General features: G+C 67.5%; 10 protein-coding genes and 3 pseudogenes. 5 read left to right on the top strand and 8 right to left on the bottom strand.

What is annotated here, in order from left to right; all coding sequences use genetic code 11:
• Window positions 1-97 precede the first annotated feature (97 nt).
• The 3 genes from ACQP26_RS08955 to ACQP26_RS08945 form a co-directional block, all read right to left on the bottom strand.
• Window positions 98-1,543, bottom strand: coding sequence for an APC family permease (locus tag ACQP26_RS08955; protein WP_433496110.1), 1,446 nt, complete (start codon window positions 1,541-1,543; stop codon window positions 98-100).
• Between the two features lie 11 nt (window positions 1,544-1,554).
• On the bottom strand, window positions 1,555-1,842 hold the full coding sequence (locus tag ACQP26_RS08950) for a hypothetical protein (protein ID WP_433495409.1): 288 nt from the start codon (window positions 1,840-1,842) through the stop codon (window positions 1,555-1,557).
• Window positions 1,843-2,051: 209 nt separating this feature from the next.
• Window positions 2,052-2,915 (bottom strand): N-acetyltransferase, encoded by an 864-nt coding sequence (locus tag ACQP26_RS08945; protein WP_433495408.1) that lies wholly within the window; start codon window positions 2,913-2,915, stop codon window positions 2,052-2,054.
• 352 nt (window positions 2,916-3,267) lie between these two features.
• Between ACQP26_RS08945 and ACQP26_RS08940 the strand changes: the two genes are divergently transcribed.
• Window positions 3,268-3,870 carry a hypothetical protein gene (locus tag ACQP26_RS08940; protein WP_135241024.1) on the top strand — a complete coding sequence of 201 codons (603 nt, stop codon included), beginning with the start codon at window positions 3,268-3,270 and terminating at the stop codon, window positions 3,868-3,870.
• Here ACQP26_RS08940 and ACQP26_RS08935 read toward each other — a convergent pair.
• Entirely contained in the window at window positions 3,860-4,027 is a 168-nt protein-coding gene (locus ACQP26_RS08935; RefSeq protein WP_357155254.1) for a hypothetical protein, read from the bottom strand. The genes ACQP26_RS08940 and ACQP26_RS08935 overlap by 11 nt on opposite strands.
• A 111-nt stretch (window positions 4,028-4,138) precedes the next feature.
• Between ACQP26_RS08935 and ACQP26_RS08930 the strand changes: the two genes are divergently transcribed.
• From ACQP26_RS08930 to ACQP26_RS08915, 4 genes are all read left to right on the top strand, one after another.
• Complete coding sequence (locus ACQP26_RS08930; RefSeq protein ID WP_433495407.1) at window positions 4,139-4,930, top strand: HD domain-containing protein; 792 nt, start codon at window positions 4,139-4,141, stop codon at window positions 4,928-4,930.
• Window positions 4,927-5,898, top strand: coding sequence for an aminoglycoside phosphotransferase (locus ACQP26_RS08925; RefSeq protein WP_357155252.1), 972 nt, complete (start codon window positions 4,927-4,929; stop codon window positions 5,896-5,898). Before ACQP26_RS08930 ends, ACQP26_RS08925 begins: the two co-directional genes overlap by 4 nt.
• Before the next feature lie 446 nt (window positions 5,899-6,344).
• Complete coding sequence (locus ACQP26_RS08920; protein WP_357155251.1) at window positions 6,345-7,703, top strand: helix-turn-helix domain-containing protein; 1,359 nt, start codon at window positions 6,345-6,347, stop codon at window positions 7,701-7,703.
• Window positions 7,700-8,365, top strand: a complete 666-nt coding sequence (locus ACQP26_RS08915; protein WP_433495406.1) for a 2'-5' RNA ligase family protein — start codon at window positions 7,700-7,702, stop codon at window positions 8,363-8,365. Before ACQP26_RS08920 ends, ACQP26_RS08915 begins: the two co-directional genes overlap by 4 nt.
• 88 nt (window positions 8,366-8,453) lie before the next feature.
• On the opposite strand, the pseudogene ACQP26_RS08910 reads toward ACQP26_RS08915, so the two are convergent.
• The 4 genes and pseudogenes from ACQP26_RS08910 to ACQP26_RS08895 form a co-directional block, all read right to left on the bottom strand.
• Window positions 8,454-8,624 (bottom strand): annotated as a pseudogene (locus tag ACQP26_RS08910) (XRE family transcriptional regulator); the annotation flags it as partial.
• A 779-nt stretch (window positions 8,625-9,403) separates the two neighbouring features.
• A pseudogene (locus tag ACQP26_RS08905) lies at window positions 9,404-11,584 on the bottom strand (RelA/SpoT family protein); the annotation flags it as partial.
• 2,361 nt (window positions 11,585-13,945) lie between these two features.
• Window positions 13,946-14,446: pseudogene (locus ACQP26_RS08900) on the bottom strand (S1 family peptidase); the annotation flags it as partial.
• Window positions 14,425-14,766 carry a CU044_2847 family protein gene (locus tag ACQP26_RS08895; RefSeq protein WP_357155247.1) on the bottom strand — a complete coding sequence of 114 codons (342 nt, stop codon included), beginning with the start codon at window positions 14,764-14,766 and terminating at the stop codon, window positions 14,425-14,427. The gene ACQP26_RS08895 and the pseudogene ACQP26_RS08900, both read right to left, overlap by 22 nt.
• Between the last annotated feature and the right edge of the window lie 101 nt (window positions 14,767-14,867).

Raw genomic sequence — 14,867 nt, 5'->3', positions numbered from 1 at the left:
GGTGTTCCGGCCGCCAGCCGGGATGCAGGGGATCGACGCCGTAGCGTCCGCCAGGCGGGGTCATCGCCGTGTGAGTCCTCATCGCTTGCGCCCCTTGTCAGATGGAGACGGTGATGGCGTCGGGTACGGCATGGGTGGCCGGTGTGCCACGGCCGATGCCGGCGTAGACCTCCGGACGGGACCGGCGCACGTGCCCGGCCCACAACCCGCCCACGACGGCCGTGGCGACGAGGATCGCGGGCAGCAGCAGCGGCGCCCGCGACCCCGGTGGAGCGCCGAGCAGGGAGTCCGCGTTGCCGACCATCAAGGCCAGCACCACCACCCCGCCCGCCACACCGATCACGGGTGCGAGCCGCCATTCCCACACGCCGGCCTTCGGGCCTCGCAGGCCGGCCGGTGCTCGCACCGCCGCCACCGAGGCGGCCAGGAGCAGGCACAACAAGCCCATCGCGCCCAAGGCCGACAGCCAGGTGAACATCACCGCGACCGGGTCCGCGCCGGATGACGCGAACGCGCCCACCACCACGACGGCGATGCCGGTCTGCGTCAGGGAACCGCCGCGCGGCGCACTGACGCGAGTCGCGCTGCCGGTCCTTGCGAGCCCGGCAGGCAGCACGCCTTCCCGGGCCATCGCGAACACATACCGGGCGATGACCGAATGGAAGGCCAGCATCGACGTGACGATCGCGCAGATCAGTACCGTCTGCGCGAGCGGTACCCACCAGCCGCCCAGGCGCTCCAGCACCGACAACGGCAGGCCCGCCGCAGGGTCGGCAGCCACGTCGGCGACGGATCGGGGACCGGCGGCGATGCCCATCGCCCACGCCGCTGCCGCATACACCCCGCCGAGGACGAGCACCGCGGCGATGGTGGCCCGGCCGACCGACCGGCGGTCGATGGCCTCTTCGACGAACGAGCCCGGCGCGTCGGTGCCCATGAACGCGGCCACGCAGAAGGCGACCGCACCGCCGATACCGCTGACCGCCAGGCTCGAGGCGTCGAAGCCTTCCCAGGACAACCCGCCGTCCGCCGGCTGCCCGAGACCGGCCAGCGTGAACGCGGTGACGATCAGCAGGGATACCGCCAGCACGGCGGCCAGCACGCGGGTCGACAGCACGATCGCCCGCACACCCACCACCCCGACTACGGCCACGGCGATGCCCGCCCACACCCACCACGCGCCGCCGAGCTGCCCGGCCAGCGTCGCGCCGAACAACCCGAACAGGCTCGTCTGGATCGCGTTGTACGCGGTCAGGGCGACCAGACCGGCGGCCACACCCCAGCTACGACCCAGACCGTGCGCCAGGATGCCGTAGTACGCCGCCGCGTGCCCCACCTGCCGGGCCATCGCCGTGTATCCGACCGCGAGCACCGCCACGACACCGGCCACCAGCACGAACACCAGCGGCAACGCCTCCACCCCCGTGGTCGCGTAGGTGGCGACGATGCCTCCTGCCAGCACCACCATCGGCGCCGACGCCGCCGCCCCGAACACCCACAACCCGAACGGAGTCAACGTCCGCCGGGCCAGGGCCACCTGCACATGCGTCGACCTCACCGCTGCCCCCGATCCGGGGAGTCCGGACAGCGCGAGTGCTCCGGCACGTTGGGACAGCCGGTGCGGCGGCAGCCGTCCACCGGGTGACCGTCCACGTCGGCCGCGCTCGCGGCCACGACGTACACCGCCAGCGGCCGTACCGGGCCGCCCCGCCAGTAGTCCTGGTCCCGACCGAGCCGCCGCTGCGCGACGCGAGCGTCCGACGCGAACCCGAACAAGTCGTGAGTACCGTCCGGCCACTCCCGCCTGATCGCGTACCCCCAGACGAACTCGCGCGACGTCACAGCTCCCGCGTCCGTGACGGCAGCACCGGCAGGCGCAGCACCGAGCCACGCCAACAGCCACCGGCCGGCATTCGGCCGTCGTAGCCGCGACGGGCAACGGGTCGTAGCAGCCAGCATGAGGAATGCCTCCTTGCATCGAGGGAAAGGTGTATGCAAACGCCCCGCTGGCCGAAGGCCAGCAGCCGTGCATCGAGGTGCCGAAACGGCTGTCAGGTTGTGTCGACCCGACCTGGAAGCGGCGGTGACGCCGACGGCCCTGCTCCGGCAGAAGCCGCTGCGGCCCGGTGCAGCCGCACACGCCGGGGCAGGCCGTCACGCCGCTCCCCGCCGCGCCGCGGCCGGTACATCCGCCACAGCACCGGACCACCGGACCACAACAGCATCGGTGACCGCGGCAGGTAGCCGAGCCGGCCAAACAAGCTCTCACGAGGTTCGCTGCCGCACACCTGCGTGTACGCCGGCAGCCCTTCGGCATCCACCACCCGGTGACAGCTCGCCAGCAACGCCCTCGCCGCCGCGCCCTCCCCGGGACGGGCCGCGAACTGTGCCAGATAGTGATGCGGCGTACGCGGCACCACCGCGTGCAGCACCACAAACCGCGCCGCAAACGGGCCGAGCAACCGGCGCAGCTCACACCTCCACCCCGCACCGGTCGGCGGTGGCTCCAGCCGCGAAAACCACAGCGCGACCGCGGCACGATCCTTGGTCGTGTCGACCCGGCCGTGCTGCACCGCATACATCAGTACGAACTCGGCATACCGACGCAGAGCCCGATCGCGCACGGCCGCGTCAGGCACCAGCCACGTACCCAACGATCCGGCCGACAGATTCTGAGCCAGAAGCGCGGCCAGCACGGGAACGTCGTCGCCGGTCGCGCAGAACACCGCCTCATCCGGAACCTGCAAGCCGAGTACCCGGCGAGCAGAATCGTCACGTCCGATCGGCCGGTTGGGAACAGACTCCGCACCTCGTACCAGCGGGACGTTCATGCTGTTGATCACCCTCGTCCGCACGTTGTATCGCGCCGCTGTCACCGTCACGAGGGCCGGTGTGATCGACAGGAGCAGTGGCATCCTGGCAATGGACACGGCTGACTCTCCCTCAGTAAGGCGACTCGGCTGACCGGTCGGTAACACCTCGGCGGTGCTGCTGACACCGGACACAGCGACTAAAGGCGAGTTCGGTCGGTGTCGGCCAGGTTCGGCGGCCGGTCCTGACAATCTGCCGACAACCGCGCGGCGACGACTGATGCGGGCAGGGATGTCAGAGAAATGTCGAAAGCCGATGGTGGCTCTTTTCGACATTGGCGCTGTCGGCTTTTGATGCCCATGTCACCGCCTGCGGCCCTGCAGGTGGTGCGGGGCCGTTGGCCGCGGCGCGGCGAGCGGTTTCTGCGTGTCCACTGCCCCTAGGGAGGGATGCACCATGACCAGTCGATCAATGCCGGCTGTAGCAGACGTCGGCCGCCGGGCCGCCGAGATCCTCGACCGGATGCGAGCACACCCGGCGTATGACCGGCTGCACGGCTCGTCGATGAAGTACTCCAGCTGCTGGGCCACCTTCACCGGCTACCCGGCGATCAGCCGCTGGTCCCTGGAACGCGACGCTGGTCCGCTGCTGGTCGAGGCGCTGCGGGTGCTCGCGCTCAAGGCTGCGGTGTTCGAGCTGTCCGGCGGCGACGAGCAGGCCGCCGAGTTGCTGGTGCCGGCGCCGGTGGACGAGATGATCCACGCGGTGCTGGCGCAGTTCACGCTGATGTCCCGGATGCAGGCCGACCTGGGCGTGGTCTTTCCGCACGCGACAGAGCTGGAGGAGTTCACCTACACCCGTGGATGCGTGACCGACGCGTTCTACGCCGCAGCGGGGTGGGGTGAGCAGCGGCTGCGGTACTGGTTGGACTCGGCCGAAGTGACAAGGCGCCTGGACCTGCTCAACGCCCACTATCAGGCTGCCGGCCTCGGCCGCGACGGGCGCAGCCACGACTTCGACTTCGACCAGCCGGAAACGGTCGTGGCAGTCAGCGGCTAGCCAGCTCCACCGACAGCACCCGCCGCAGCGCCGCCACCGTGTGTTTCGCGCCGAACCGCTCGGCGGCCAACCGCTCGGCGCGGGCCACCGCGGTGAAGATCTGCTCCGCGGGCGCGTCCCGCAACACAGCGACGAGCCAGCCTTCCAGATCCACCACATCTGCAGGCAACTCCAGCGCCTGCGGTGTCGGCGTTGGTCGAGGCGCCTGAACGGGGACCGGTGCCCCGGCCGAGGCGTAACGGCCGGGCGGAAGGCCCACCCGGAACGGGTGGACGCACACAGCGACTCCGTCGGCGGTGGCCCGCCAGCCGACATCCGGGCGGTAGGCGAACTCGGGCCCGGGTCGGTCGACCACGTCGAACTGGCCCGGCCCGAGTTGCTGCCCAGGACACACGACACAGGTCTGCTCGCACCAGTGCGGAAGCGGCCCGGACATAGCGCCGATCGTACGGCAATCAGGAGGTATCAGAGTATGACGGTCTTGTCGCCTCCCCGCCCCGTCGTCATCGAGCGTGCCCTGCGTGACGCCCGAGCCTGGTGCGCGGGGCACACGATCGATGACCGGCCGGCCCTGGCCCATGCGGTCCGGGTCGCGGTGACCATCGGTGACCACGTGGCCGCCCCGCCGCCCGAGGTGATCGCGGCAGCGCTGCTTCACGACGCACCCGAGCTTGCCCCGGCCTCGCCGGACGTCTACCAGGTCCTCACCACCCGATACGGGCCTGAGATTGCCCGGATCATCGCCGCGCTCCAGGCCGAACACCAGGCCCTCGACCGACCCCATCCGCCCATCCGTGTCGATGACCAACCGGTGCTGCTCGCCTCCGCCGCCGACAAGATCGTCGCGCTGACCTCACTGCTGCGACGGGCCCGGGCATCCGGGAACGTGACCGGATTTTTCGCCCGTCGGCCGGTGCTGTGCGCGCTGCTCCCGCACTTCCGGGCCTTCCAACACGCGGCGCAACCTCGGGTGCCGACCAGCATGTCGGCGCACCTCGACGCCGTCCTGGCCCGGCTCGAACAGGTCACCACCGGCATCCACACTGCGAGTACGCGGTGAACACCCCCGGGCTCGATGAGCGCCTCGTCGCGCAGCTGCGATGTGACCTGCTCACCGGTGCGCGTCGGGTGCCGACCGGGCGGCAGGCCATCCAGGAGTGGGAGCTGTCCGCCGTTGAACGGCTGTTCTTCGCTGACGGCAGCAGCGTGGTCTGCAAGGTCGCCGCCGCGCCGTTCACCGGCGAGGCCGCCGTGCTGCGGGCGCTCAACGAGCGGGACGCCGCAGTGCCGGTGCTCCACGGCTACGCGAAGCGCTCCGAGACGCTGGGCATGCTGATGGACGACCTAGGCGGCCCGGTCCGGGCGGGGACCGCTGCGGAGGCTGCCGCCGCTGCCCGCTGGGTCCACGCCATCGACGACATCACCGGGCTGACCATGTTCGACCAGGCGGGCCTGGCGCGGCTACCCGGACAAGCGCTCGACGCGCTCAACGCGCTCCGCCGACAGGAACGCTTCCCCGACTCCAGGCCGATCGAGGAATCGCTGAACCGGCTGGCCGCCGTCGCACGCCGCAGGGCCGATGGCGCCGAACGGCCACCCTTCGGGCTGTGCCACGGCGAGTTCCACCACACCTCACTGCACGTCAGCCGCACCGGATGCCGCCTCGTCGACTGGGCAAAAGCGTTCACCGGCCCAGGACTGCTCGACCTAGCTACCTGGTTCGGCACCCGCACGCCACCCGAACCCCGTATGCTCGCCCGGCTCATCCGCGCCTATGTCGCTGCCGGCGGGCACCCAGACGCCGAAACCGACCGGGGCGGCCTTCCGGCCGCCCGGTGGGCGCTGGGCTGGCACCGGGTCTGGGCGGCCTGGTGGTTTCTCACCACTGCCGCCGCTGGCCACCACCGGCCCGACACCGACCGGCGCCACGCCCAGGTCGTGCTCCGACAACTCCACGGGGCCGCACAACTGCTCGGAACATCACTGCCCACCAGGGCCACCCGACTACCACTGGGAAACTCATCGTGAAGCACTCCCTGTGGACGGTGCGGCAACGGCTGCCCTTCCGCGGTGGTCGTCGGGTCCGGCTGGCGTGTCGGCTACGTCGACACGTACACCCGCCCGGTCGCCGGCCCGAACGGCCGCCGAATGTTGCCAATCCCCGATGCCGAGGGGTGATCAGCCCGTTCATCGTCATCGAAGACCCAACGGAGTCGGCAAGAGCACCATCGCCCACCTCCAGCATTGTCGCCAGACACCACAGCAACTCCGACAGAATTCCGACATCGCCACACGACCACCGGCAGGCATCGATCAGGACAATGGGCACCTGACCAATACGTTAGGCGGCCATGGATGGTGTACAGCTGTCTGGCGGGCTTGATGTTGCTCGACGACCGAGGAACTATCACGCTATGATGCCGGATTCGGCACAAGCTGTATCCGCCGTGCTCGTGGGGATGGGAGTGAGTAGCGTGGCTGACAGCGACGAGATCAGGACGGCCCGCCGTGCGCTCGGTCGCCGTCTGGCTCAGCTCCGAAGGGCCAGCGGCCACACCCAGCATGAGTTTGCGCAGCTCGTGCAGTACGGGCGCAGTTCCGTGGCGAATACCGAGACCGGTCACCAACATCCCGACCGAACTTTCTGGTCGCGCTGCGACACAGTGCTGCGGAGCGGGGGCGCGCTCGTCGCTGAGTACGATCGCATCACCGAGCTAGACCGCCGCCTACGCCGCGTGTCGGCGATTCAGGAGGGCAGGGCTGCGTCCGGGCCGGTGGCATCTGTCGCCAGTTCCAGTCGCGATGGCCTGGAGGCGGATGACGACGATGTTCTGTGGGAATACGAGGACAGTGTTGACGCCCGTCGACTGGCGCTGAAGTCCTCCACGGACGATGACGCCCGCCTGGCGTACGTCGAATCGGAGGTTCGGCAGGCGATCGCCGACAACGAACGCCTCACCCCGGCAGCACTCATGACACGCATGCGACCGCTACGCGTCTACGTCGACCAACTCATGGCAGGCAGGCAACATCCACCGCAACGTGCTCGGCTCTACACTGTCGCCGCCCACCTGTCCGGACTTCTCGGCGCGCTCGCCTTGGACCTCGGCGTGTTCGGCTTGGCGCACGCCTACGCCGCCGAAGCGTTCGACCTCGCGGAGGCCGCCCAGCAGCCCGAGGTGCAAGCCTGGACGCGGGCCACGCAAAGCCTGATCGCTTTCTACACCGGCGACTATCACGATGCGCTGGCCTACGCCCAGGACGGTCTGCAGCGCAGCGGCACCGGCGAACACCGCATCCGACTAACGATCAACGGGCAGGCCCGGGCACTCGCCCGCCTCGGTGACCGGTACGGCGTCGACCGCGCCGTGGACCGCGCATTCACCATGCTGTCCGATCGCCCGGCCAGCTCGGAGGTCAGCGCGAGTCTTGCCCTCGGGCCGTACTGCCAGGCAAGGACTGCGGCCAATGCGGCGACCGCCTACCTGGCGCTCGGCCGCACCGCAGGGGTCACCAGTCACCTCGCCATCGCCATCACGGCATTCGACACCGCAGAGCTCGCCGGCCCGCGAGCACTAAGCCGCCTAGACCTGGCCACTGCACATCTGCACGCCAGCGACCCCGATCCGGAGCAGGCCGCCGTGCTGGCAGAGGAAGCGCTCGCCCTCACCGCGGACCAGCGCTTCGAGTCGGTCCATCAACGAACCCGCCAGTTCCTCACAACCGCCCAGCCGTTCGCCCATCACCCGGCGTTGCGGCACGTCGCCGACATGCTCGTCGACCGCACACAGGTCGGTACCGCCGCCCGGCCCGCTCTACCATCGCTGCCATGAACAGCCGGGAGCTGGCCAACCTGCACGAGCGTTGGACCGCCTACCAGAACCTGCCCGAACTCACCAACCACTGGTACTGGCGCCCGGGCTGGCGAGCCGGCCGTCAGTTCTACACATGGCACCTCACCTTCGAACGTCAGCCTGAGCTCCATCACCTCGTCACCGACCTGCAACGCCAACTCACTTTGCCCGGACTAGACCTGGTGCCGCTCGACGGGCTGCACCTGACCATGCAAGGGCTCGGCTTCACCGACGAGGTCAACAACAGCGACATCGAGGCGATCGTCGCCGAAACTCAGCGACGCTGCACCAAACTGCCGCCTCTGGAGCTGTCACTTGGCCCGGTCGACCCCGACGCGGAAGGAGTCGGCTTGCTCGTGCGTCCCTGGCACCGCGTCGAACAACTCCGCACCACCATCCGCGAGGCCATCGCCGCGGTATGGCAGACCGTGCCGGAGGCCGCCGAAGGTTTCCGCCCCCACGTCACGATCGCCTACAGCGGCTCACAAGCACCGGCCGAACCGATCCGCGACCGCCTCAACGACCTCCGCCACCAGCAACCCGCCCGGGTTACCATCCGACAGGCAACGCTGATCGCGCTGCGCCGAGAACACCGCACCTACCAGTGGGCAACCGTGGCTGCCGCACCCCTCACGGGATAGTGACCTGACTGACCAAGTCGTGACTATCGTCCTCGGCCTACTATCCGCCGGTCTGCCCCTGACGAGCCCCCTGCCGGCCGTGCCGGTCGGCCTCCTTCTGAGCCTCGCCGTCCGGCGACGCGACGTGATCGAAGACTCGCCGCGCTTCGGTGTCAAGCGCGATCGCGCCGGCTTGGTCGACGCGCCCCGCCGCGACATGCGCGCGCCGGGCCGTGAGGGCTTGGACGCGGCCGAGCGAGGGCCGGTCGGACAGGGCTAGCACTCCAGCCGTACCTGATGAAGTCGAAGTCTTCGCTGGTAGTGGGCTGTTTTGGCCCGATACTGGTGTCGTCGTCGCCATCGTGACCATCGATGGATGTAGTCGAGCGGTCGGGTGGTGGTGATCAGGTGTGCCAGCAGACGGCGGACCTCGCCGAGGGTGAGGGGAATGAGGCCGTCATCGGATCCAGTGCCCCCTTTTTGGCCTGCGCGGCGGTGACGGCGAGGTAGGCGTGGGCGCACAGAATGACAATTATTGGTACACCGCCAGCATCGCGGCAGCGCCCGCTGCATCACGTCGACGCCCTGTTCTTATGATTGGAGCGCCCCAAGGTCGGCGGATAGCAAGCCCACCTGCCTGGGAGTCTGGGCTGTCGGCGTAGGGCGATTTGGACGTACGTCTGCGCGACAGGCTGGCCCACGGGAACCACCGGCTCCAGTCATCGCGTCGAAGGCTTGGCTATCATGAACTCGCGGACTACTAGGTGCCTCCAGACTTCGGCGTTTAGTTCGCGTGCCTCCTGGCGCCGAACAGGACACCGCCATCGGCGACTACATCCGCTGGCGCAACCAACGCGCCCGACCGAAAACCGGATTCGCCACCGGATCCAAGATCCGCCACCCGGATTACCCGTTCAAGGCTGCATGACGAGGCACTAGCCTCTACGACCCAGTCGTAAGCCGTCGACCGGTTCACATGCTTTCTAGCGGGACTGGCTGCCACGACGGACGTACCCGCCGCACGGAGGGCAGCGATAGCCATTCTGTTGCAGCTCACATCTATGCCGTTGTTCGATAGGCGTCGAAGACACCGTCGATCCTGCGGACGGCGGCCAGCAGGTGTCCCAAGTGCTTAGGGTCGGCAATCTCGAAGCTGAAACGGCTCACCGCGACCCGGTCGCGGGTGGTGGTGACGGTGGCAGAGAGGACGTCGACTTGCTCCTCGAAGAGAACCCGCGAAGTATCGACGAGTAGCCCCCGTCGATCGAGGGCCTCGACCTGAATCGCTACCACGAAGCTTGACGAGGAGGTGAGCTTCCAGGTGACCTCACGGAGCCGCTCGGGTTGTGCTTTGAGGTCCTCGGCGTTGGGGCAGTTGTCCCGGTGCACGCTGACCCCGCCGGAGCGGGTGAGGAAGCCGAAGACGGGGTCCGGCGGGACCGGCGTGCAGCAGCGGGCCAGCTTGATCCAGACGTTGCTGACGCCGTGTACAGCGACACCCGGGTCGCGACTGGCGGCCCGGCTGCGCGACGGCTCGGTGGCGACGGCGGTCTCGGCGATGTCCTCCGCGACGCCCTCCTTGCCCCCGTAGGTGGCCATCAGCTTCTGAACGACCGTGTGCGCGGATACCTCGTTGTCGCCGACGGCTGCGTAGAGCGAGGCGACGTCGGCCAGGTGCAGGTCCCGGACGATCGCCATCAGGTTGTCGGAGGTGAGCATCCGCTGCAACGGCATGCCCTGCTTGCGCATCGCCTTGACGATCGCGTCCTTGCCGGCCTCGATCGCCTCCTCGCGCCGCTCCTTGTTGAAGTACTGGCGGATCTTCGTACGCGCGCGCGGGCTCTTGACGAAACCCAACCAGTCCTGCGTGGGGCCGGCCGTGTCGGACTTCGACGTGAAGATCTCGATCACGTCGCCGTTGGAGAGCGTCGACTCCAGCGGCACCAGCTTGCCGTTCACCCGCGCGCCGATGCACTTGTGCCCGACCTCGGTGTGCACCGCGTACGCGAAGTCCACCGGCGTCGACCCGGTCGGCAGCGGGATGACGTCGCCCTTGGGGGTGAAGACGTACACCTCCTGGCTGGACAGGTCGAACCGCAGCGCGTCCAGGAACTCGCTCGGGTCCGCCGCCTCGCGCTGCCAGTCCAGCAGCTGCCGCAGCCAGGTCATCTCGTCGATGTGCGCCGGCGGGCCCACCACCTGGGTGCCCTTGTGCTCCTTGTATCTCCAGTGCGCGGCGATGCCGAACTCGGCGGTGCGGTGCATCGCGTACGTGCGGATCTGCATCTCCACCGGCTTGCCGGTGGGCCCGATGACAGTCGTGTGCAGCGACTGGTACATGTTGAACTTGGGCATGGCGATGTAGTCCTTGAACCGGCCCGGCACCGGCTGCCAGTTGGCGTGGATCACGCCCAGCGCCGCGTAGCAGTCGCGCACCGTGTCGACCAGGATCCGCACACCCACCAGGTCGTAGATGTCGTTGAAGTCACGCCCCCGCATGACCATCTTCTGGTAGATCCCGTAGAGATGCTTCGGCCGGCCCGTGATCTCTGCCTTAACGTTCGCCGCCTTCAGGTCCAGGTGCATCTTCTGAGTGACCTGGCGCAGCAGCGCCTCCCGCTGCGGCCGGCGCTCCCCGATCAGCCGGTTGATCTCCTCGTACCGCTTGGGGAAGAGCGTGCCGAATGACAGGTCCTCCAGCTCCCACTTCATGGTGTTAACACCGAGGCGGTGCGCGAGTGGTGCCCAGACCTGCAAAGTCTCGCGGGCGACACGCTCTTGCTCGCTGCGAGTAACGAAGGCCAAGGTGCGCATATTGTGCAGACGTTGGGCAAGCTTGATAACCAGCACCCGCGGGTCCTTAGCCATCGCCACGACCATCCTGCGGACCGTCTCCGCCTTGGCCGCGTCACCCAGCTTGACCTTGTCCAGCTTGGCCACCCCATCGACCAGCAGCGCCACTTCCCCGCCGAAGTCGGCCCGCATCTGGTCAAGGGTGTATTCGGTGTCCTCCACCATGCCGCAGACCAACGCGGCTGCGAGGGTTGCAGTGTCCATTCCTAGGTTAGCTAGGATCGTGGCAGCAGCGAGAGGATGAATTATGTAAGGATCGCCCGACTTTCGATATTGACCCGAATGCCACCACGACGCCGCGTCATATGCCTGCTGGAGTACCCGCGCACTTGCACGAGTATGATTTTGGCGGTGCACCGCAACAAGGGGCTCCAGCACCTCACTTACGGCGGGGTTGATCTCGAACACCTTGTTGATGCCGAGCCGGTGCGCAAGCCGCCGTAGTGACGTGCCCCAAATTGGCGTCTCAACGAGTGTGCGGGCAGCCAACTGACGTTCCGACCCTGGCACCGACTCATCAAGGGCGATCCGACGCAGGAGCCCGGCAGCGCGTGAGTCCTTGAGTGTGTGCAAAGCTGTAGCGGCTGCCCGGCGTTCAGCAGAACCCAGCGCAGGGTTTCCGGCGAGATCGGCGAGAAGCTGATGGCCGCGGCGATCTCCGGCACGAGCGAGGGCGTCAGCCGCCCAGACCCGTTGCCCAGCCTTGTAGGCCTTATCCTGAGCAACGATTGCCAGGAGTGAGAGTCCGTCGATGTCAGGAAGACGTGTTAGCTGCTGCATGATCCACTGGTCACCGGCGGCCGTTGCGCCCGCGCTGACATCGGGATCTGCACTTCTCGCCTCGTAACCATCCTCCTGAGGCGCGGAGGTAGCCAATGCGCGCAGCGTGCCGGTGCGCAAATCCGTGTCCATTTGACTGTCCGACGCGATGGCGAAGGCCAATTTCAGCCCCGCCTGCCTGTCAAGGCGCAGGCACGTGGTGATGGCAAGGTGCCGGTCATCGGGGGGCACTCGAGAGTCGAGGGCAGTGGTCGATAGGGCATGAACGGCGCCGCTGATCGCCTGCGGGTCTATCTCACAGCCGTCATTGGCTAAGGCGGTGATGAAAAGGGCGGCACCCAAGCCGCCAGTGGAGGCCATGAATCGCAGCGCCGACGCCATTTCGTCTGGCTTGGGCCAAGTCGCGACTAGAAAGCGGGCAAATGATTGCCGCCACGCGGGTGGGACGCTTGCGCGCCCACCCGCTGTGCGCTTAAAAAGATCCCAGAAGGTGGCATGCGCGCGGTCTGGGTCGATTGGGATAAACTCGGCAGCCAGGTATTCCTGGATGGTCTGATGCAGGAACACGAAGTCGTCGCCGCGGGCCATGAGGACACCGCTTCGGCGAAGATAGTCGGCAAGCAGCTCTCGCCAAGTCGCCTCGGGCACGGACGGAGCGCGCAGGCCGGAAGTCCACTCATTAAATTTGTGGACCGCCAGCTGGGTATCCCCGTCGAGACGGTCCGCCGCTAGGCGCCCAATAAGCGACTCGCCGACCTCAATAAGCCTCTCCCCCGCCTCTTCGGCCTGCGTTCCATAGCGGTTCAGGGCACGGTGCACCTGCTGGCGCAGCCCCCCGTCTGCGTCGCTGTACTGTCGTTCTCGAAGCAGATGAACGAAGTCGTGAAAGATGCGGGCACGCCCTGGGGGCAGGCGGCGGTCGGGGTCGGCGATGAAAAGCTGGCACAGCATGGTGGCCATCAAAGGAGTGCGGGCCAGCTCATCGAGACCCAGCTGCCGCAGCTCCTTCTCGAACTGAGCAACTGCGCGGGAAGGATGGGGCATCCGCAGCCGAGTGAACCAACTTTCAGCAAACTGGCGCCTCTGCTTCTCGTCGAAGGCCAGCAGCTCATACTGCAGCGGCCTCCACGCCTCACTGAGCGCGTTGGTGAGGTCACCGGCGGGACGGGTGGCGATCAAGAACCGATGAGGGTTGTCGGGGACACCGCGGCGAGTGCTAATAGAGGTCAGGATTTGATGGCGCTTGCGGGGATCCATGATCTCGTCTAGGCCATCGACTAAGACGAGCCATGTTCCTCCTGGAATGGGGCGTTCCTCGAAAAACGCCGGTGGCCACGATCCTTTGCCATCGATCAGACTGAAGTCGGTGCGGACGCTGCGGGCGATAGCTCCACCGAGGCTAGCGGCTGCGAGAAGATCTGTTGCTTGAACCCGGACCGGAACATCGGTCACCTCGCCATCTCGCTGCCGTCGTGCAATGTCACCTACGCTGAACTGAAAAAGGCTGGACTTGCCGGCCCCAGCACCGCCGATGAGGAATGCGTCTCGGTCGCCGTCAAAGACGACTTCGGCAGGACGCACGTGAGCTGGCGTAGCTGGGCTGCTGGCCTCATCGAGCCTGGCCGCCTGCCTTACGTAGACCGAGGACAGCGGCGGCATTTGGGTGGTCGGGGACACCCGGTAGGGATGACTAGCGGCGACACGCGCGGCCAACGTCAGGTACGCCCGCAATTGAGGGCCTGGAAACCGCCACCGACCGGCACTGATTTGCTCGTCGGTGAGCAGGCTGAGCCAACGGCGGTGCTCCACTTGAGCGCTGACGAGCGCCAGCCTCGCTGGTTCCCAGCGAGAGATAATTTCCGCGATAGGCAGCATGTGGGAGCTGCCGGAGGAACTGGCCGTGCAGATCATTCCACAGACAGCGCCCGTGCGCCGGTTCACCACCGGGCTGCCACTGAAGCCCGCGCTGACAGCGGTCCCCTGCATACGCAGTAACCGCAGGGGGTCCTGCTCGCTGCGCCTGGACTGCCCTTCGTAGACGAAGCTGGCCGGCTGGCCAGCCCGGAACATGCCGTCCGGGTGTCCATACGCCCATAGCGCGTCGCCGACAGCGACCACCGAACTGGGCAGGACCGGTGGCAGGTCGACCACCGCCGAGGCCTCCTGGACCGCCAGAAAGGCAAGGTCTAAGCCCGCCGACGTGCGGAAGAACCGATCGGCAGACGCACCGAGCACCAGTTGGGCCTCGGCGGCAACCGCGCGGCCTTTCACCACGTCAGGCAAGGGCTGACCGTGGTCGGTCAAAACATGAGCGCATGTGGCGACGACGCCTGGGGCGCAGATGAAGCCGGTGCCTCGACGGGGCTCCGCTCCGTTGGGTGACGGGACTTCGATAGCTACCGTGGCGGCCTGTAGAAGTTCTTCCCAACTGGCGTCAGCGCTGGCGGCTAGGGCTTGGATCTGTTCCATTCAAGGCCCACCTTGACGCCAGACTTCGCCGACGTCTTGCCGACAACCGCCACCAACTTCCCCGACTCGACGGCGAACTCGCAGCTGAACTCGACCGTAAGCCGCGTGACGTCGGCCTCCCGCAGGCTGTCCCCAACCTTGGCAGCGAACGCTGCCAGCCCGGCCAACGCATCATCCAGGCTAGGCGGACGAGAGGACACCTCCACCTCATCGCTGCTGATACCCGGTCGCACCATCGAACTGGCCAGGTAGACCACATGCCCGCCTACGCGCAGCGGCACCACATCGGTGTCCCCTATAGCCGCGGCTTCTTCGGTCACGCCACCCTCCCCCTAGCTCTGTAGTGTGATCCATGCAAAGAGTAATCGCATTTCGCAACCCGCCGATACCCCGGCCGTCACCGGCCAACTTCCCGGTCTCG

It is taken from the genome of Micromonospora sp. CA-248089 (genome assembly GCF_050948515.1).
In the GTDB taxonomy this organism is placed as follows: domain Bacteria; phylum Actinomycetota; class Actinomycetes; order Mycobacteriales; family Micromonosporaceae; genus Micromonospora.
Note: the sequence above shows the minus strand (reverse complement) of the source record. Positions and strands in the feature narration are given on the sequence as shown.